Source organism: Catenulispora sp. GAS73 (genome assembly GCF_041262085.1).
Taxonomy (GTDB): Bacteria; Actinomycetota; Actinomycetes; order Streptomycetales; family Catenulisporaceae; genus Catenulispora.
The window spans coordinates 1-19,866 of the sequence record NZ_JBGCCM010000055.1; the positions used below are offsets into that span (position 1 = coordinate 1).

Annotated in this window: 14 protein-coding genes; 4 read left to right on the plus strand and 10 right to left on the minus strand. The window is 69.6% G+C overall.

The annotated features are described in order from the left end of the window. Nucleotides 1-327: 327 nt before the first annotated feature. From ABH935_RS46725 to ABH935_RS46745, 5 genes are all read right to left on the minus strand, one after another. Entirely contained in the window at nt 328-2,871 is a 2,544-nt protein-coding gene (locus ABH935_RS46725) for a GH32 C-terminal domain-containing protein (protein ID WP_370384468.1), read from the minus strand. 32 nt (nt 2,872-2,903) lie between these two features. Next, on the minus strand, nt 2,904-3,878 hold the full coding sequence (locus tag ABH935_RS46730; protein WP_370384469.1) for a carbohydrate kinase: 975 nt from the start codon (nt 3,876-3,878) through the stop codon (nt 2,904-2,906). 74 nt (nt 3,879-3,952) lie between these two features. Further along, nucleotides 3,953-4,777 (minus strand): ATP-binding cassette domain-containing protein, encoded by an 825-nt coding sequence (locus ABH935_RS46735; protein WP_370384515.1) that lies wholly within the window; start codon nt 4,775-4,777, stop codon nt 3,953-3,955. 26 nt (nt 4,778-4,803) lie between these two features. Next, nucleotides 4,804-5,826 carry an ABC transporter permease gene (locus tag ABH935_RS46740; protein ID WP_370384470.1) on the minus strand — a complete coding sequence of 341 codons (1,023 nt, stop codon included), beginning with the start codon at nt 5,824-5,826 and terminating at the stop codon, nt 4,804-4,806. A gap of 7 nt (nt 5,827-5,833) precedes the next feature. Continuing rightward, entirely contained in the window at nt 5,834-6,871 is a 1,038-nt protein-coding gene (locus ABH935_RS46745) for a substrate-binding domain-containing protein (RefSeq protein ID WP_370384516.1), read from the minus strand. Between the two features lie 262 nt (nt 6,872-7,133). Between ABH935_RS46745 and ABH935_RS46750 the strand changes: the two genes are divergently transcribed. After that, nucleotides 7,134-8,168: a LacI family DNA-binding transcriptional regulator gene (locus tag ABH935_RS46750; RefSeq protein ID WP_370384471.1), complete on the plus strand. Its 1,035-nt coding sequence runs from the start codon at nt 7,134-7,136 to the stop codon at nt 8,166-8,168. A gap of 133 nt (nt 8,169-8,301) precedes the next feature. Here ABH935_RS46750 and ABH935_RS46755 read toward each other — a convergent pair whose 3' ends face one another. Genes ABH935_RS46755 through ABH935_RS46770 form a run of 4 tightly spaced genes read right to left on the minus strand, consistent with a single transcriptional unit; the run spans nt 8,302 to nt 13,181 of the window. Next, complete coding sequence (locus ABH935_RS46755) at nt 8,302-9,816, minus strand: alpha-N-arabinofuranosidase (RefSeq protein ID WP_370384472.1); 1,515 nt, start codon at nt 9,814-9,816, stop codon at nt 8,302-8,304. 4 nt (nt 9,817-9,820) lie between these two features. Further along, a complete protein-coding gene (locus tag ABH935_RS46760; RefSeq protein WP_370384473.1) occupies nt 9,821-10,720 on the minus strand; it encodes a carbohydrate ABC transporter permease in 900 nt (299 codons plus the stop codon). Then, nucleotides 10,720-11,862: a carbohydrate ABC transporter permease gene (locus ABH935_RS46765; RefSeq protein WP_370384474.1), complete on the minus strand. Its 1,143-nt coding sequence runs from the start codon at nt 11,860-11,862 to the stop codon at nt 10,720-10,722. The genes ABH935_RS46760 and ABH935_RS46765 overlap by 1 nt, the downstream gene beginning before the upstream one ends. Before the next feature lie 11 nt (nt 11,863-11,873). Further along, entirely contained in the window at nt 11,874-13,181 is a 1,308-nt protein-coding gene (locus ABH935_RS46770) for an extracellular solute-binding protein (RefSeq protein WP_370384475.1), read from the minus strand. Between the two features lie 176 nt (nt 13,182-13,357). Between ABH935_RS46770 and ABH935_RS46775 the strand changes: the two genes are divergently transcribed. The 3 genes from ABH935_RS46775 (at nt 13,358) to ABH935_RS46785 (ending at nt 18,674) form a co-directional block, all read left to right on the plus strand. Further along, a complete protein-coding gene (locus ABH935_RS46775) occupies nt 13,358-14,359 on the plus strand; it encodes a LacI family DNA-binding transcriptional regulator (protein ID WP_370384476.1) in 1,002 nt (333 codons plus the stop codon). A 50-nt stretch (nt 14,360-14,409) separates the two neighbouring features. After that, complete coding sequence (locus ABH935_RS46780) at nt 14,410-16,842, plus strand: beta-glucosidase (RefSeq protein ID WP_370384477.1); 2,433 nt, start codon at nt 14,410-14,412, stop codon at nt 16,840-16,842. An 89-nt stretch (nt 16,843-16,931) separates the two neighbouring features. Further along, complete coding sequence (locus ABH935_RS46785) at nt 16,932-18,674, plus strand: RICIN domain-containing protein (protein ID WP_370384478.1); 1,743 nt, start codon at nt 16,932-16,934, stop codon at nt 18,672-18,674. Nucleotides 18,675-18,737: 63 nt separating this feature from the next. On the opposite strand, the gene ABH935_RS46790 is transcribed toward ABH935_RS46785, so the two are convergent. Next, nucleotides 18,738-19,733, minus strand: a complete 996-nt coding sequence (locus tag ABH935_RS46790; protein WP_370384479.1) for an expansin EXLX1 family cellulose-binding protein — start codon at nt 19,731-19,733, stop codon at nt 18,738-18,740. Nucleotides 19,734-19,866: the final 133 nt, after the last annotated feature.

Genomic DNA, 19,866 nt, shown 5'->3' on the forward strand with positions numbered 1-19,866 from the left:
AACCGCCGGACGCGCGGGTCGCCCCCTCGCTGTAGAGCGCCCGCCGGAGGCCTCAAGGCGCCCACCACACACGACGATTGCCGCCTACGACATGCACAGTGACTCGGACCCACGCGCGGTCTTGCCCACGAACACCGCCAGCCGCCAGCGCGACCTGCTGCGCACAACCGAACTGCGTCCCCCTGCGAGGTCATCAAACCCTGCGCGAAGCCGTAAAAATCGCCTGTAAACTACGGCCAAACCGCACCCCGGCCACCTCGCCGGCGCCACCCCGCGCCGACGACCCCACCCGATCCCGACACCCCCGCACCAAGCAGCAACAGCACCTCACAGCCAGATCGAACCCAGCCTCCAAACACGCAGCCCGGCGACAGTGCCGCGCCCGCCCTCGGCAAAGGCGTCCAGCCCGGTGCTCGTCGGGTCGGGGAAGATCTGGCTGGTCAGGACGCGGGTACCGTCGGCGGTGTAGACCTCGACGGACGAGGTGTCGACAAGCACGTGCAGCGCGAGCGCCCCATCGTGCAGCGCCACCGGCGCCGACGCCACCGACGGGAACGTCGGGTCGAAGCCCACGTCGCCGGAGGCGGTGCGGTCCACGAACAGGCGGCCGGTGGTCGCGTCGTAACCGATGCGGGTGCGCTGGCCAGCCGGGCCGGTGCGGATGTCCAGGCCGACTTGGCGTGCACCGTGCGGGTTAAGGGTGGCCTGCGCCTCGAACTCGGAGCCGGCGTCGGCGGGGATCAGCCCCACCCCGGAGTCGAGCTGGATCGCCGGACTCGAATACTCCGACCGCCGCAGCGCGCCGAGCGAGTCCGGCTGCTGCGTCAGCTGGACGTGCCCGTCGATCGTGCGCAGGCTCAGGCGCCTCGGCAGGCTGTCAGCACTGCGCCACGGCGAGGTCGGAACGCTCTGGCCGTACTGCCAGTTGTTCATCCACCCCACCATGATCCGGCTGCCGTCCGGAGTGTCGTTGAAAGTACTGCTCGCGTAGAAGTCAGGCCCGTAGTCGATCCAGTGCGCACGCTGGATCACCGACAACGCCGGGGCGGACGCGGCCGTGAAGTCGTCGGCGAGGATGTGGCCCCAGCCGCCGGTGTCGTGATCGACGATCTGGATCTGCGCCTGCTTGCCGACCAGGTCGCGCAGGTCCCAGGACGTCCAGTCCAGGTTCTCGCTGTTCGAGCCAGTGGCCGAGCGCACGACGCTGCCACCAACCACCAGATTCACCGAGGTCTGATCGTCCTTCGGCTCGGCCTTCTGATCGGAGAACACGATGTCGCCGACCATCAGGTGGCCCCACCCTCCGGTCGCCGAGTCCACGACCTGGATCTGCGCCTGCCGACCCGCATAGGCGCCGACATCCCAGTCGGTCCAGTCGAGCGCCCCGCTGTTGGTGCCGGTGGCGCTGGCCACAACCTTGCCGCCGATCAGCAGGTTGACGGCGGTGGGTCCGGCAGCGCCGAAGGGGTGGTCGCCGCCGGCGACTTGTAGGGCGATGTAGTGGGTGCCGATGGTGAACGTCGGTGAAGTGATAGTCCCGGTGCCGGGGTCGCCGGCTGGCGAGAACGTGTCGAGAACCCGCGGCGTCAGCTGGTTCGGCAACTGCTCGGTGAACGGACCGGAGCTGGCGAAGTCGCCGGTGGCCGTCCAGCCTTCGTCGGCGTAGCTGGTGCCAACCGACCAGTCCTGGAACAGGGTTCCGGGCGGCGGGCCGCCGTCGCCAGCACCCGGGACGTAGGGATGGTCGCCGCCGCCAACCAAGAAGTTGAGGTAGGGCTTGGTGACGGTGAACGTCGGCGAGGTCAGCTCACCAGTGGAAGCGTCGCCGCCGTTGAAGGAGTTCACCAGACCCGGCGGCGTGAAGCCGGTGACGGACTGCTGGCCGGGGAGCGTGCCGGCGGCCGGGCCGGTACCGAAAGCGGTGCCGGTCGCTGTCCAGTCCCCGTAGCCGGAACCGGAGCCGGAGCCGGAGCCAGAACCACCTCCGGGCGTGTCGAAGTCCTGCAGGCTCACGCCCGCCGGCGGCGTGTAAGGCGGGTCGTCGTCGGTGAAAGTAGTGCCGTCGAACCCACCGACGAAGTACTGCACCCCAGACCCACCAGCCACCGCCCCAGGATTCGTCCCGACAACGAGCACCCACTTGGTGTCCGCCGGGTTCCCGTCCACCGGCAGCGGAAACAAGTCAGGGCACTCCCACGCGCCGCCGACCGCCCCGGCCGGGCCGAAGTCCGACAGGTGGGTCCAGGACTTCAGGTCCTTCGAGGTGTAGAACGACACCTTGTGCTGATCGGAAAGCGCGACAGTCATCAGCCAAGACCGCGTGGCCTGATACCAAAACACCTTCGGATCGCGAAAGTTCTGCGACCCGATGTCCAGCACCGGGTTCCCGCCGTACTTACTCCAGGTCGTGCCGCCGTCGAGGCTGTAAGCCAGCGACTGAGCCTGCTTGCCAGCGGCCTTATAAGCACTGGTGTAGATCGCCACAAGCGGCGGGTTCGCGGCGGTGCCAAGCCCGGAGGAGTCAGTACGGTCGAACACGACACTGCCGGAGAACACCATCTCGTTGTCATCCTGCGGTATCGCAAGCGGCAGCTGCGTCCAGTGCACGAGGTCGGTGCTCACCGCATGCCCCCAGGACATGTTGCCCCACGTGTCACCGCTCGGGTTGTACTGGAAGAACAGGTGGTACTGGCCCTTGTAGTAGATCAGGCCGTTGGGATCGTTCATCCAGTTCTGCTGGGGCGAGAAGTGGAACTGCGGACGGTAGGGCTCGTGGTAGACGGTATCGGCCGAGGCCGGCGCGCCGGTGAAGGCAGTCGCGAAGAACAGGGCAAGGCAGGCTGCGAGAAGGCTGATGCGGCGTCTGGGCATTGGTACCTCCTTCGTAGAGAAAGGCTGCTGACTTAGAGAAAAGCCGCTGCTGGCGCATCGAGTTCGGCTCTGGTCGGTGGATCAGACCCGCGGCGTCCGCAGGTGATGGCTGCGGCGAGTGCGGCGTCGGTGAGGAGTGAGGTGAGCGTGTCGGCGTCGACGGCCCGCAGGGTGTCGCGCACCGACGCGCCGAGGAGGTGCCGGTCATGCAGGCTGGCTAGCAGGGCACTCATATACGCATCGCCAGCCCCCACCGTGTCGACCACCTCGACCGGGAACGCCGGCACCTCCACCACACCCGCCCCACAAGCCGCGACCGCCCCCGCCGCGCCAAGCGTCACCACGCAGACCGCCGCCCCCGCCGACACCTGCCGCCGCGCGAAGTCGGCCGGCGCCGTCCCCGGCATCAGCCACGCCAAGTCCGCGTCGCTGAGCTTGACCACGTCGGCCAGCCCGAGCAGCGTGCCGATCCGCCCGCGCACGTCGGGGATCGCAGCCATGTGCTCAGGGCGCACATTGGGGTCATAGCTGATCGTCGCGCCAGGACGAACCCGCCGCACCAACGCCGCGATCTCGTGCGCACCCGGCGGCAACACCGCGGCGAGCGACCCGACGTGCAGCGCGGCCAGCGAAGCCGGCTCGATCTGCGCCAGCTCGGCCTCGGTCCACTGCCAGTCGGCCGTCCCATGGAGCCGCAAGTCGTAGTGCGGACCGTCAGCTCCATGAGAAACCAGCGCCACCGACGAAGCCTCCGCCGCCGCGACAACCCCGCGCATGTCAACCCCCGCCTCAGCGAGCCGCCGCCGCATGATCCGCCCCGGCGGGTCCCCCGACACCCGCGCCGCCATCCGAACCGGCACGCCGAGCCGCGCCAGCCCCACAGCCACGTTCGCCGGCGAACCTCCCGGCACCCCTTGATACAGATCCTGAACATCGGTACGTCCTCCCGATCCCCCGACGGGGATCAGGTCGATCAGCGCCTCGCCGACCACAGCTATCGCAGCCATTGCAGCCATCGCAGCTTTCGCAGCGACCGCAGCACCAGCAGCCCCAGCGGCACCAGCGCCCTGTTCCCGTACCATCACCCGGCCGCCAGGTTGCCAGGAGCGGCGCCGGTCATGATCGCGACCGCGTCCGACATCTCGATCTCGCCCGGCCGCACCACCGCCACGCGCCGCCCCAGCCGCTGGACGTGCACCCGATCCGCGACGTCGAACACCGCCGGCATGTCGTGGCTGATCAGCACCACCGGCAACCCGCGTTCGCGCACCTGGCGGATCAGGTCCAGGACCATGCCCGTCTCCTTGACGCCCAAAGCCGCCGTCGGCTCGTCCATGATCACCACGTGCCGCGCGAACGCCGCGCTGCGCGCCACCGCGACGCCCTGCCGCTGGCCACCGGACAGCGTCTCCACGGCCTGCTTCATCGAGCGGATGCCGATCTTCAGCTCGGCCATGTGCCCGGCGGCCTCGCTCTGCATCCGGTCGCGGTCGAGCATGCGGAACACCGTGCCGAGCACGCCCTTGCGCCGCTTCTCGCGGCCCAGGAAGAGGTTCGAGGCGATGTCCAGCGCCGGGGCGACCGCAAGGTCCTGATACACGGTCTCGATCCCGGCGCGGCGCGCGTCGGCCGGGCCGTGGAAGCGCACCGCCTTGCCGTCCAGCAGCAGCTCGCCGCTGTCCGGGGTGAGCGCGCCGGACAGGGCCTTGATGAGGCTGGACTTGCCGGCGCCGTTGTCGCCGATCACCGCCAGGATCTCCCCCGGCAGCAGTTCCAAGTCGCAGCCGTCCAGAGCGGTGACGTGGCCGTAGCGCTTCACCAGGCCTCGCGCTTCCAGCACAGGCTCCACCGACTGCACGGTCTGCCCGGCCTGCCCGGCCGCCGCTCCTCCCGACTCAGCGGGCATATCAGAAGACTTCGTCGTCTGCGCGGTCACTTGCGCCTCCTGCGAGCGAACTGGTCCACCGCCACGGCCGCGATGACCAGGATGCCGGTGATGAGAATCTGGTAGACCGAGTCGACCCCGGTCAGCTGCAGGCCGTTGCGGATCACGCCGACCAGCAGCGCCCCGTACAGCGCGCCGACGATCGAGCCGCGTCCGCCGAACAGGCTGATGCCGCCGAGGACCACCGCGGTGATCGAGTCGAGGTTCTCGGTCTGGCCGGCCTGCGGGTCCCCGACCCCGGTCCGCGCGACCAGCAGCAGTGCCGCGATGCCGTACAGCGCGCCGGCGATGGTGTACACCGTGATGAGCTGGCGCCGGACGTCCACGCCGGCCAGCCGTACCGCGTCCGGGTTGTCCCCGACCGCGTACAGGTGGCGCCCGGCCGCGGTGTGCCGCAGCACGTACCAGGCCACCGCGAACAGCACCAGCATCAGCACCGAGCCGTAGGTGACCCGCGTCTGCCCGAGCGGGAAGGTGTCGCCGAGCTTGGTCAGCACCGTGGGCAGCCCGGTGACGGTCTGCTCCTTCGACGTGATGTGCGTCAGCGCCATCGCGATGTTCAGCGTCCCCAGCGTGACGATGAACGGCGGCAGCTTGACCAGCGTCACCAGCGAGCCGTTGACCGCGCCGAACAGCGCGCAGACCCCGATGCCGGCGGCGATCGCGAGCCAGGCCGGCAGGCCGCCGGCGACCGCGAGCTTGGTCATGACGATGGATCCGAACGCCATCACGGCGCCGTTGGACAGGTCGATCCCGGCGGTGAGGATGATCGCGGACTGGCCGACGGCCAGCGTCCCGACCACCATCACCTGCTGGAGGATCAGCGACAGGTTGCCCCCGGTCAGAAACCGGTCGGAGGCGAAGGAGAAGTACAGGCAGGCCAGCAGCAGGGCGCCGAGCGGGCCGAGGGTGGGGACCCGGAGCAGGGCACCGAGCCTGCTCCCGGCCGCGTCAGCCGGCGGTGCGGCCGGGGCCGCGCGCTCGGCGGTCGGGGTGGTCACGGAACTCATCGCCGCCTCACGATCCCCAGCAGTTGGACTGGCCGAAGGCGGTGTCCTTGGAGTCGATGCCCGCGATCGGCGTCGGCGCGATCAGGTTCACGCCGGTGTCGGTGTAGCCGCTGGGCTTCTTGCCGGTCTTGGCGAAGGTCATGACGGCGTCCACCCCGAGCGAGGCCATCTTCAGCGGGTACTGCATCGAGTCGGCGACGAACTCGCCCTGGGCCAGGGCGCTGACTCCGGTGCAGGAGCCGTCGATGGTCACGATGGTCACCGACTTGTCCTTGCCGGCCGCCTTGAGCGCCTGGTACGCACCCATCGCGGCGGGCTCGTTGATGGAGTAGACGAGGCTGATGTCAGGGGCCTTCTGCAGGCAGTTCTCCATCGCGGTCTGCCCCTTGGCCTGGTCGCCGCCGGTGTCCGCCGCGCACACGATCGACGGATCGCCCTCGGCGATCCCGAAGCCGGCCAGGAAGCCGTCGTGCCGCTGCACGCCGACGTCCACGCCGGGCGCCAGGTCCAGCATGGCGATCTTCACCGGCTTGCCGGCCGTCTTGGCCTTGGCGAACTGGCCGATCAGCTTGCCGGCGGTCGTGTTGTTCGTGGCGAACAGCGCGTCGGCGGAGTTCTGCGGGTCCGGCGGCGTGTCCAGGGCGATCACCACGACGCCCTGCTGGCGCGCGCGGTCCAGGGTCGGCGCGATCGCCTTGGGGTCGCTCGGGGTGATCAGGATGCCCTTGACCCCGGCCGCGATCATGTTCTGGACCGCGGTGACCTGGCCGGAGTTGTCGCCGTCGTACGCACCGGCCGCGGTCAGCAGCTTGACGCCGTCCTTGGCGGCCTCGGCCTGCGCGCCCTTCTTCATGGTGACGAAGTAGGGATTGGTCTCGGTCTTGGTGATCAGGCCGACGGTGATCGAGCCGGAGCCGCCGGAGCCGGAGCCTGAGCCGGCACTCGACGAACCGCCGGAGCCGCAGGCGGTCAGGCCGACGGTCAGGCCCGCGGTGACCGCGAGCGCGGTTATCGCCTTGGAAGTGAACCGCGATGACATGGGGATGCTCCCTGTTCGGATGGGTTTCGGGTCGGTTTCGGGACCTGCTGCTGTGCGGTGGGCGACGCGGCGTCCGGCTGTGTAGATGGGGCCGACCTGCGCGTTTTAAGCGGGAAACGTTTCCACAAGGTCTCTGGAAACGTTTCCTTGGAAACGTTTCCTGGTACCGTAGGGCTGATGTGACGCGCTGTCCAGGGGTAGGCGAGAATCGAAGTCGATCGTGACTGTTCCGTTTCCGACACCGCCGTGGGCGAGGCAAGGGGGAACCGTGGCCGAGGGCCGTCGGCAGACCGGGGCCGGGCGCGGCGTCACCATGCGCGATGTGGCCGAGCGCGCCGGCGTGGGCCTGGCCACCGTCTCGCGGGTGGTCAACGGCGGGGCGAGCGTCGCCCCGGAGCTCGCGGACAAGGTGCGCGAGGCGGCCCGCGACCTCGGCTACCGCCACGACGCCACGGCCAGCAGCCTGCGCCGCGCCGACCGGCGGACCGACACGGTCGCGCTGGTCCTGGAAGACGTCGCGAACCCCTTCTCCTCGGCGTTGCAGCGCGCGATCACCGACGCCGCCTCCGAGCGCGGCATCCTGGTGCTGTCCGGAAGCAGCGACGAGAACCCGGTCCGCGAGCGGGATCTGGTCGAGACGTTCACCGCGCGCCGCGCGGACGGCCTGATCGTGGTCCCCACCGGCCGCGCGGACGACGCCCTCCGGGCCGCGCAGACCTTCGGCACACCACTGGTGGCGGTGGACCGGATGGTGGACCTGGCCAGCGTCGACACCGTCACCGTCGACAACCGGGAGGGCACCGCGGCCGCCGCCGAGCGGCTGCGCGCCGCCGGGCACCGCCGGGTCGCGTACTTCGGCGACCAGCCGAGCATCTGGACGGCCGGCGAGCGCCTCGCAGGGTTCTTCGACGTCTTCGGCCGGACCCCGGCCACCCCGGTCGAGCGCGGCCTGACCAGCGTCGAGCAGGCCGAGCAGGCGGCGCGCGAGGCGCTGGCCGCCCCCGAACCGCCGACCGCGTTCGTGTCCGGCCAGAACCTGATCACCATCGGCATCCGCCGAGCACTGCAGGAGGCCGGGCTGGAGCACCGGATCGCGCTGGTCGGGTTCGACGACTTCCCGCTCGCGGACCTGCTGACCCCGGGCGTGTCGGTCATCGCGCAGGACCCGGCGCGGCTCGGGCGCGAAGCCGCGAGCCTGTTGTTCGCGCGGCTCGACGGCTACGAGGGGCCGGCCCGCCACACGGTCGTGCCGACCCGCTACATCGCGCGCGGCTCCGGGGAGATCCCGGCTCCTGCGAGCTGAGCCGCCCCGCGCATCAGAGGGCTGCTTTCACCGGGCCGCCCGCACCCCGCCAGGGTGAACAGCCGCGATACGAGTGCTCCGGCGAGCTCGCACGCCAAGGCGGCAACCCTCGCTCGGGCATATGAGCCCACTGTCAGCGTAACGCGACCGCCGTCCACGACACCGGCGGCAGCTCGATGCTGAGCACGCCGTCGACGAGCGTCGCGCTCGGGTTCACTTTCGGCACCACCCGGTGCGGCTCGGCAAGCGTGTTCTTCGCGTAGACGTCCGCATCGGCCAGCGTGACCGCCTCGATGACCCGCGCCGACCCGACGCTGCGCACGTCGACCGTGACCTGCGCGGCCTGCGCGACGTCTCGGTTGACCAGGAACACCGCGGCCCGGTCCTCGTCCACGGTCGCGACGGCGTCGACGACACCCGCCTCGCCATAGCGCGCCGTGGTGTACATCGGCGCCTCGATCAGGGGTCTGATCACCTCCCCCGCAGCGAGCCGGCTGGTGATCGAGAAGGGGTGGAACGTGGTCTGCCGCCAGGCCGGGCCGCCGGGCTCGGTCATGATCGGCGCGATCACGTTGACCAGCTGCGCGAGCGAGGCCGAGGCGACGCGGTCGCTGCGTTTGAGCAGCGTCATCAGCAGGTTGCCGACCACGACGGCGTCCGCCACGGAGTAGACGTCCTCCAGCTGCCGAGGGGCGTGCCGCCACTCGGCGTTGACCTGCTCGGAATTGACCTCCTGGGACTCCTGGTGCTCCTTGAGATACCAGACGTTCCACTCGTCGAAGGAGACGTCGATCTTCTTGCTGGAGCGCCTCTTGTAGCCGACGTGGTCGGCGGTCGCGACGACGGTGTCGATGAAGTAGTCCATGTCGATCGCCGAGGCGAGGAAGGAGCCGAGATCGCCGTCGTGCTCCTGGTAGTACGCGTGGCACGAGATGTAGTCGACGTGGTCGTAGCTGTGCTCAAGGACCGTGCGCTCCCAGTCGCCGAACGTCGGCATCCCCGACCCGGAGGAGCCGCAGACGACGAGCTCCAGGTCCTTGTCAGCCATCTTCATCGCGGCGGCGGTGCGAGCGGCGACCTTCCCGTAGTCCTCCGCGGTCATGAAGCCGGTCTGCCACGGCCCGTCCATCTCGTTGCCGAGACACCACATCCGCACGTTGTGCGGCTCCGGCGTGCCGTTCGCGACGCGCAGGTCCGACAGCGCAGTGCCGGACGGGTGGTTGGCGTACTCCAGCAGGTCCAGAGCCGGCAGGATGCCGCGGGTGGCGACGTTGACCGCCAGCATCAGCTCCGAGCCGGTGAGCTTGAGCCACCTGGCGAACTCGTCGAGGCCGACCTGGTTCGACTCCAGCGAGTGCCAGGCGAGGTCGCGGCGTACCGGGCGTTTCTCGCGCGGGCCGACCGAGTCCTCCCACCGGAAGCCGGAGACGAAGTTTCCGCCCGGATAGCGGATCGTCGTGCTGCCGAGCTCCCGGACGAGTTCCACGACGTCCATCCGGAACCCGTCCTCGTTCGCGCTCGGATGCTCCGGCTCGTAGATCCCGGTGTATATGCAGCGGCCGAGGTGTTCGACGAACGAGCCGAAGGTACGGCGCCGCACCGGAGCGACGACGGCCTGTTTGTCGAGCGTGATGTGTGCGCGGGGCAAGGCCTCATCCCTTCACGGCGCCGGTGAGACCCCCGACGATCCGCTTCTGGAAGATGGAGAAGAAGACGAGCGCGGGCAGCATCGCCAGCGACGTGAACGCGAGCACCTTCGCAGTGTCCTGTGAGTACTGCGAGGAGAAGGCCTGGACGCCGAGCGGCAGCGTGAAGTTCGCCTGCGAGTTGAGGATGTACAGCGGCAGGACGTAGTTGTTCCAGCTGCCGATGAACGCCAGGATCCCGACCGTCACCACGCCGGGCAGCGAAAGCGGCATCACCATCCGGAAGAAGAACCCGAGCCGGCCGGCCCCGTCGATCGTGGCGGCCTCCTCGATCTCCTTGGGGATGGCGCGCAGGAACGGCACCAGGATGATGACGGTCGTCGGCAGGCCGAAGGCGATCTCCGGGATGATCACGCCGGCCAGGTTGTCCACCAGGCCGAGGTCCTTGATCACGATGTACAGCGGGGTGATCGCGATGACCAGCGGGAACATCAGCCCCGCGGCGAACAGGGAGTACATCGCGCCTTTGAGCTTGAAGTCGTAGCGCGCGAGCACGAAGCTCACCATCAGGCCGAGGATCACGATGCCGACGGTGCTGGCGAGGGCGACGACGACGGAGTTGGCGAACTCGCCCCAGAACGTGTTCGACTTCAGCACGTTGGCGTAGTTGCTGAAGACCCAGGGGTGCGGCAGGCCGGCCGGGCTGGTGGTGATCTGCGCGTTGGTGCGGAATCCGCCGAGCACGATGTAGAGCACCGGCGCGACGCAGACCGCGATGAACACCAGCGCGACGAAGTAGACGGCGGGGCTGCCCCACTTCACCGGCTTGTCCGTGTCGCCGCGCCGTCTGCCGGGCGCCTTCGGCTTCGCGGCCGATCCGAACCAGTCGGCGGTCCGCGTGCTCATCAGCTGACTCCTTCGGTGATGGCGCCCCGCAGGTCCCGGCGCAGGACGAAGCGCTGGTAGATCAGCGCGACGACCAGTGTGATCAGGAACATCACGACGGCGACGGCGCTGCCGTACCCGTAGTTCCCCGCGGACCGGCCCTGGGCGACCATGTAGATCGCCATGGTCGAGGTGCCCGCGGTGCCCGAGACGTACTGGCCCCAGATAATGTAGACGAGGTCGAACAACTGCAGCGAGCCGATGATCGACAAGAAGGCCCAGATGCGGATCGTCGGCCCCAGCAACGGCAGCGTGATGCGGCGCTGCATCTGCCAGTAGGAGGCGCCGTCGATCTGCGCGGCCTCGAAGAGCTCGTCGGGGATCGACTGCAGGCCGGCGAGCATCAGGATCACCGCGAAGCCGATGTACTTCCAGGAGATGATGGCCATCAGGGTCCAGATGGCCAGCTTCGGATCCGCGATCCAGTCCTTCTGCAGGGAGCCCAGGCCGATGTGTTTCAGCAGGTCGTTGAGGGCGCCGGTGCTCTGCAGCATCAGCGACCAGCCGGTGCCGACGATCACCTCGGAGATGACGTAGGGCACGAAGATCAGGATCCTGATGACCGCGCGGCCGCGGATCCGCTGGTTGAGCAGGATCGCCAGGAAGATCGCCAGCGGCCCCTGGATGACCAGCGAGAGCCCCAGGATCAGGAAGCTGTGCCACAGCACCTGCTGGAACGCCGGATCGGTGAAGATCAGCCGGTAGTTGTTCAGGCCGACCCAGTCGGTGGCCGCCCCGTAGCCCTGCCACTTGTAGAAGCCATAGTACGCGGCGAGCACGACCGGGAAGATCACGAACGCCACGAAGACCAGGATCGGCGGCCCGGACAGAAGCGCTATCTCCAGTCGCATCCGACCGCGGCCACGGCGGCGGCGCGCGGCCGGGGACGGGGCCGGGGACGGGGCCGGGGACGGGGCCAGCGGTGTGACCGCGCCCCCGTCCGGGACCGAGCCGGGGGCCGCCGACGCGGCCGCGCCCCCGGCTCCGGCTCCCGTTCCGGCTCCGGCTCCCGTTCCGGCTCCGATTCCCGTTCCGGCTCCAGCTCCCGCCGCGCCCGGCGGCTGGCGGTCCAGGCCCGTGTCGGTACCCACGGTGTCGCTCATCGTCTGCGTACTCAGCCTCTCGCGGCGGCGCTGTTGGTGACCGAGACGATGTTGGCGGCGCTGCCCTGGCCGGCCATCAGCGACACCACGGCGGTGTTCATGGCGTTGCCGACGTTCTGCCCGAACTGCGTGTCAAGGTATTGCATCGCGTAGGCGGCCTTGCTGAACGCCTGCAGGGTCGAGACGTTGTAGGGGTCGGTGACCGCGTCCTGCGCCGCCGGGTTCACCGGGATGGCGTCGAAGGCCTTGGCGTAGGCCTCCTGCTCGGGCTTGGTCGCCAGGAACTCCAGGAACTCGAAGGCTTCCTTCGGCGCCTTCTTGGACACCGAGTAGCCGTCGGCGCCGCCCATGATGGCGGTCGGGTCGCCCTGGCCGCCGGCCACCGCCGGGAACGGGAACCAGCCCAGGTCCGGCAGCGGCTTCTGGTCCGGGGTCAGGCTGGCGATCACGCCGGGATCCCAGTTGCCCATCAGCTCCATGCCCGCCTTGTGGTTCGCGAGCAGGCCGGCCGAGGAGCCCGCGCCCTGCTGCGCCGAGGTCGTCAGGAAGCCCTTCTGGAAGGGGTCGGTCTTCAGGAACGCGGCCACGTCGTCGCCGGCCTTGGTCCAGCACGGATCGGAGAACTTCAGCGACTTGGCCGTGCTGGTCATCGTGGCCTGACTGCACTCGCGCAGCGCGAAGTTGTAGTACCAGTGCGCGGCCGGCCAGGCGTCCTTGGCCCCGACCGCGATCGGCGCGACGTTGATCGCCTTGAGCTTGGCGACGTCGGCCTCCAGCTCGTCGATCGTCGTCGGCGGCGAGGCGATTCCGGCCTGCTGGAACAGGTTTTTGCTGTAGTAGAAGCCCTCCGGCTGGGTGTCCATCGGCACCGCGTAGACCGTGCCGTCGATCGATTCGGCCGCCAGCGCCGCCGCGCCGACGTTCGCCTTGTCGGTGGCGGTCAGGTTCAGCGCCTGGACCTGGCCGGCGTTGACCATCGCCTGCATCTTGCCGCCGCCGCGCTGCAGGAAGATGTCCGGCGCGGAGTTGGAATTCAGCGCGGTCTGGAGCTTGCCGTCCATGTCCTCGTTCTGGATCGTCTGGACGTTGATCGTGACGTTCGGGTGCAGCGTGTGGTAGTCCTTCGCGGCGGTCAGGAAGAACTGCTGACCCGGGCCGGTCGTCGAGTTCTGCCAGATCGTCAGCTTGACCTGGCCGCCGCCCGAACCGCTGCCGCCGCTTCCTCCGCCGTTGCTGCTGCCTCCGGCACAGCCGGCTGCGGCCAGTGCCGCGCTCAAGCCGACCAGGCCGGCCATCACGGTGCGTGTTTTCCTCGTCACTGTGGAAACTCCCTGTCCGTCGTCATGGTCAACACCTGGCCCCGGGGCAACGGGGGCGATGGGTTTTGTGAGAGCTCCGGGGACACCGGGTCCCCAGGGGATGGCGATGAGTTTGCGCGCACGTTTCCGTCGTGTCAATCGTTGTCGATAACGTTTTCTATCGCTAACGTGGCGGCGTGCAGCAACCCAGAGTCACCATCAGGGACGTCGCCGAACAGGCCGGCGTCTCGGTCGCCACCGTGTCCAAGGTCATCAACCAGCGCTACGGCGTGGCCGCGGACACCACGGCGCGCGTCCAGGCGGTCATCGACGAACTCGGCTACGAGGCGAGCCTGGTCGCGCAGAGTCTGCGCAACCACCGCACGAACGTGATCGGCATCCTGGTCGCGGACCTGGAACCGTTCAGCACCGAACTGCTCAAGGGCGCGGCGGACGCGATCCGCGGCAGCGGCTTCGAGCTGGTCGTCTACAGCGCCGGCGGACGCACCGGCGACGTGGTGGGCTGGGAGCGGCGCTACCTCTCGCGGCTGTCCGGCACGCTGGTCGACGGCGCGGTGCTGGTCACCCCGACCGTCGTGGACGTGAACTACGGCGCACCGGTCGTCGCGGTCGATCCGCACGCCGGCTCGTCGAGCTTCCCGACCGTGGACGCCGACAGCCTGCGCGGCGCGCACCTGGCGACCGAGCACCTGCTGGCCCTGGGGCACCGGCGGATCGCGATGCTGACCGGCCGCAAGGACCTGGAGTCCGCGAAGCTGCGCGAGCAGGGCTACCGCGAGGCGCTGGCGGCGGCCGGCGTGCCGTTCGAGGAGTCGCTGGTGCGCGTCGGCGGCTACGACGCGGACGTGTCGGCACTCGCGGCCCACGAACTGCTGACCCTGCCGCGGCGCCCGACCGCGGTGTTCGCCGCCAACGACGTCACCGCGATCGCCACCGTCGAGGTGGCCCGGGACCTGGGGCTGCGGGTGCCCCAGGACCTGTCGGTCGTCGGTTTCGACAACATCCCCGAGTCCGCGCTGTGCACCCCGCAGCTGACCACGGTCAACCAGCCGATCCGCACGATGGGCGAGCGCGCGGTGGAGATGCTGATCCGGCTGATCCGCGGGGAGCCCGTGGAACGCACCCACCTGACGCTGGCCACGGAGTTGGTCGTGCGCGGGTCCACCGCCCCGGCCTGATGGATTCCCCTTCAGCACCAACGATGCTCCCGGACTAAGGAAAGCCGCACATGGCTATAGAAAACACCGCTGTCGTCGAACTCTGGCGCGACTCCGCCGCCCCGGCCGCCGACCGGATCAAGGACCTGATACCGCGCATGTCGGTGCGGGAGAAGGTGGCGCAGCTGTACGGGGTCTGGGTCGGCGCCGACGCCACCTCGGGGCAGGTCGCGCCGTTCCAGCACTCCTCGGAGGCGCCCGCCGCGGACTGGTCCGACATGCTGCGCGACGGCGTCGGGCAGCTCACGCGCCCTTTCGGCACCGCGCCGGTGGACCCGGTGACCGGGGCGCGCGCGGTGGCCAACACCCAGCGGGAGCTCGCCAAGGCGGGCCTGGGGATCCCGGCGCTGGTGCACGAGGAGTGCTTGACCGGTCTCGGGGCTTGGCAGGCCACTGTCTACCCCGCGCCGCTGTGCTGGGGCGCGAGTTTCGACCCGGAGCTGGTGCGGCAGGTCGGGAGGCGGATCGGCACGACGATGCGGCGGCTCGGCGTGCACCAGGGCTTGGCACCGGTGCTGGACGTCGCGCGAGACCTGCGTTGGGGGCGGGTCGAGGAGACCATCGCGGAGGATCCGTACCTGGTCGGCACGCTTGGCGCGGCATACGTTCAGGGCCTTGAGTCCACCGGCGCCATCGCGACGCTGAAGCACTTCGCCGGCTACAGCGCCTCGCGCGCGGGGCGCAATCTCGCGCCGGTGTCGATCGGTCCGCGGGAGTTGGCGGACGTGATCCTGCCCCCGTTCGAGATGGCACTGCACGCCGGCGCTCGCTCGGTGATGAACTCCTACGCCGACAACGACGGCGTGCCGGTGGCCGCCGACCCGACGTTGCTGACCGAGCTGCTGCGTGGGACATACGGCTTCACCGGGACCGCGGTCTCGGACTACTTCTCGGTGGTCTTCCTGCAACGCCTGCACCGCACCGCGGGCTCCAAGGGGCAGGCTGCCGCGCAGGCTCTGGCCGCCGGCATCGACGTCGAGCTGCCGACCGTGGACTGCTTCGGCGAGCCGCTGATCGCCGCGCTGGAGGCCGGCGAGGCGGACATGGCGCTGGTGGATCGCGCGCTGGAGCGGGTGTTGCTCCAGAAGTGCGAGCTCGGATTGCTCGACGCCGACTGGTCGCCCGAGCCGCCGATCCTCACCGACGACGCCCCGCGCCTCGACGACGAGGAGTCCCGGGAACTGGCCGGACGGTTGGCGCGGCGCGCGATAGTCCTGCTGCGCAACGAAGACGGCGCGCTGCCGCTGGCTGCAGGCAAGCGCGTGGCGGTCGTCGGACCGCGCGCGCACGTCGCGGACGCCGCCTTCGGCTGCTACTCGTTTCCCCGGCACATCGGCGTGCACCACCCCGACGTAGCGCTGGGCATCGAGGCGCACACGGTTCTTGAGGCGCTGCAAGCCGATCCGGCCGGCTACCAGATCACGTACGCGCAGGGCTGCCCGGTCCCCGACACTGTAAGTTCCGTGCGTTTGCGGGCCGAGCGTGCGGCGGCCGACAGCGGGTCGGCGGCCGACGTCGCGAGCGTGACCGACGACGAGGCTGTGCGGGACTTCGGTGACCGGCAGATCGCTGAGGCGGTCGCGGCGGCGCGCGAGGCGGAAGTGTGCGTCGCAGTGCTCGGCGACGTCTCGGGCCTGTTCGGCAACGGGACCTCCGGGGAGGGCTGCGACGCCTCCGACCTGCGGCTGCCCGGCCGGCAGGGCGAGCTGTTGGAGGCGCTGCTGGAGACTGGGACGCCTGTCGTGCTGGTGCTGCTGGTAGGTCGGCCGTACGAGCTGTCCCGGTACGCCGACCGGCTCGCGGCCATCGTCTGCGGCTTCCTGCCCGGCGAGGAGGGGGCGAACGCGCTGGCGGACGTGCTGTCCGGACGCGTGGACCCGGCCGGTCGGCTGCCGGTGGGTTTCCCGGCGGAGGGCGCGAATCAGCCCTCGACGTATCTCACGGCCACGCTCGGCCTGCGCAGCGATGTCAGCACCGTGGACCCGACGCCGCTGTACCCCTTCGGCCACGGCCTGTCCTACAACCCGGCGGTCTGGACGGAGGTCGTGCTTGCCGAGGGCTCGACCTGGCCGACGGACGGCACGCTGCGGCTCGCGGTGACCCTGCGCAACGACGGCTCGTCGCCGACCAGCGAAGTGGTCCAGGTCTACCTGCACGACCCGCAGGCCGAGGTGGCGCGTCCCGTGCAGCAGCTGATCGCCGCGCCTCGGGTGGACCTGGCACCGGGAGCGACCTGCACGGTGACCATCGACCTGCCCGCCGACGCGACCTCCTACACCGGCCGCGCCGGCCATCGGATCGTCGAGCCGGGCGAGGTCGAACTGTGGATCGGCGCCTCCAGCCGGGACATCCGTGCTCGACTCGGCGCACGCCTGGTCGGGCCGCCCCGCCAGGTCGGCTTCGACCGCGCGTTCCAGCCGGAAGTGCGTGTCATCGAGGGCTGACAGTGCCTTCGTCTTCATCGTTTTCTTCGTCTTCTGCGAAACGAAACGAATCGATTCGACTACATCATTCGACCACATCAGGAGAAGCCATGCCGCACAGCCTGATGAACCACCCCACCACTCGCGGGGCGAGAGCCGCGATCGCCGCCCTGGCCCTGGCCACCGCGGCGGTGACGGCCGTCAGCGCCGCCCCCTCGCCCGCCCACGCCGCGACGGCCACGCTCCAGGTGAACGCCAACCAGCCCTACCGCGCGGTCACCCACGTGGCCACCGGTTCGTTGTACGGCCTGGCCACCGCGACGACCCCGGCCGACAACCTGGTCGAGGCGCTGCACCCGAACACCTTCGTCCAGATGCCCGCCGGCGGCCATCAGCAGGGATCCGGCGACATCCTGAAGGTGGCTCCGGAGGCGGCCAGGGCCGGGGCCAAGCTGGTGGACCGCCTGTCGGACGACTACGCGGGGTGGCCGTACCAGTTCAGCTGGAGCAGCTGGCCCGGGGTCGTACAGAGCCAGATCCAGCAGGTCCAGGCCTCGGGCATCACGAACCTGGCCGCCTACGCGCTGTGGAACGAGCCGGACAACACCTGGCTGTCCTCCAATGGAACTTTCGAGAGCTTCTGGACCACGACGTACCGGCAGGTCCGCTCCCTGGCCCCGAACGTCCCGATCCAGGGGCCGAGCTTCTCGGACAATATCAGCGACATGCAGAACTTCCTGCGGAACGCGGTGGCCACCAACACGGTGCCGGACATCATCGCCTGGCACGAGCTGGAGAGCTCCACGAAGATCGCCGGGGACGTGGCGACCGTGACGAATCTGGAGAAGAGCCTGGGGATCACGCCGCGGCCGATCGCCATCGAGGAGTACGCGGCGCCTTCGCAGGTGGGGGTTCCCGGCGATCTGGTGGGCTACCTCGCGCAGTTCGAGCGGCTCGGCGTCAACAACGCCGAGCTGGCGTTCTGGAACCAGTCCGGGGCGTTGGGCGACCTGCTGACCGGACAGGGCGGCAGCCCCAACGGCGCGTACTGGCTCTACACCTGGTACGCCGGGATGACCGGGAACATGGTCGGCACCGTGCCCTCCGGCAGTCTCGACGGCGTGGCCTCGGTCCCTGCCGCGGGCAACCAGGTTGACGTCGTGTTCGGCGGGGGCAGCGGCGCCACGGCGGTGACCGTCAACGGACTGAGTTCGTTGTCAGGGTTCTCCGGCGGTTCCAAGGTGACCGCCAGTCTCCAGTACACCCCCTCCCCCGGGCGCACTGTCGCGGTGTCCGGGCCGACGACCATCTCGCAGGGCACCTACCAGGTGGTCAACGGATCGGTCACGATCCCGGTGTCGATGACCTCGACCTACGGCTACCACCTGGTCCTGACTCCCGGCAGCGGCGGAGGGACACCGCCGCCGCTGGACGGCACCTACCAGATCAAGAACGTCAACAGCGGGCTGGCGCTGGACACGCAGAACGGCGGTACCGCGCAGGGGACTCTGGCTGTCCAGGCGACTCCCGGTAGCGGCAGCACCCAGACGTGGAAGCTCAGCTCGGCCGGTTCGGGCCTGTACAAGATTCAGAACACGGCCGACGGCCTGCTGCTGGGCATCACCAACGAAAGCACCTCCGACGGAGCCGACGCGCTGATCTGGGGCGACAACGGAACCCCGGACCACCTGTGGTCGGTCAACGCGGCCGGCAACGGCCAGTACAAGATCGTCAACAGTCACAGCGGCCTGTTGCTGGGCGTTACGAACATGAGTCAGTCCTCTGGCGCGCTGGTCCTGCAGTGGAGCGACAATGGCACCGCCGACCACCTGTGGACGCTGACCGCGCGCTGAAGCGCGGCCCCTCGAACTCCGCCGGGCCGGGACGGTCGCCCGGCCCGGCGGACCCCACCCCGCTCAGTGCTGCGCGAACTGGACCTGGGCAGGCTGGATGACGTCCGGTTCGACGGGGAAGGCGGCCGTGGTCAGCTGCTCGCCGAAGATGTCGGTGATCCTGATCGCCTTACCGCAACCGGCGCCGCTCGCCGACAGGAAGTAGTTGTAGCTGGCGCGTGGCAGCTGCTGCCAGCCGCCGCCGGTGCTGACCTCCAGGCGGGCGACCGGATTGCGTTCGCCGATGACCTGGATGCCGCACCAGTACTGGCTTGAGCCGGCCTTGTACCGGATGGAGATGCTGTCGCTGGTCGCGGGGCTGATCAGCTGCCAGGTGATCGAGATCCGGCCGGCCTTGGGATCGGCGATCTTGGCGAAGGCCTGCTGGCTGAGGTCGAGCTGGCCGGGAGCGCAGGGGTAGGGGCACTCGTTGGTGATCAGGACGGTGACCGTGGCGCCGTTGGCCGCGCGGACGAGGATGTGGGCTCCGCAGGCCTGCGAGTTCTGGTAGTCGAGCTCGTTCATCGCGGCGATCATCATGTCCGCGGCGGGGCCGAACAGGCAGGCGCCGTTGCCGTCGGCGGCGGCGTATTCCGTTGCGACGCCTTGGTAGGCGACGCCTGGCTGGATGCGGCCGGCCGGCGACGTGGTCGTCCCGCTCGTGGAGGCGCTGTGGCCGGGAGTGACAGAGGTCTGCGATGTCGTGGAGGTGCCCGTGGGCGATTTGTGCGCTGAGGTGGGGCTTGTGGACGAAGGTGCCGTGCTCCCCGTCGGCGTCGACGCTCCTGCGGAGGTCGCTGAGCTGGTCGGCCCGGCGCTCGTCGAAGTCCCGGACGTACCCGGAGCCGTTGAGCCAGTCGCAGCAAGGCTAGAGCCCGGGTCCGCCTTGTGCTGCGGGGACGAACCCATGGCCAGGCTGGCTATGAATCCTGCGACCACGAGCAATGCCGCGGCGGCGGATATCGGCAGCCATTTTCTGCGCGGCTTGTGGTGCTGTGCGGTCGGATGCGTAGCCTTCACAGGCTCCCCTTCGAGCGGTCGGATACCTTGCGCCAGTCATGTGGTCCGGGAGGGCCGAAAGGTTGCCGTGAAACTTTCAGCGCCGGCGGCGCAGGGCCCGGAGGTCACGGCGCCGCAGTCGTACGCGGCTTGC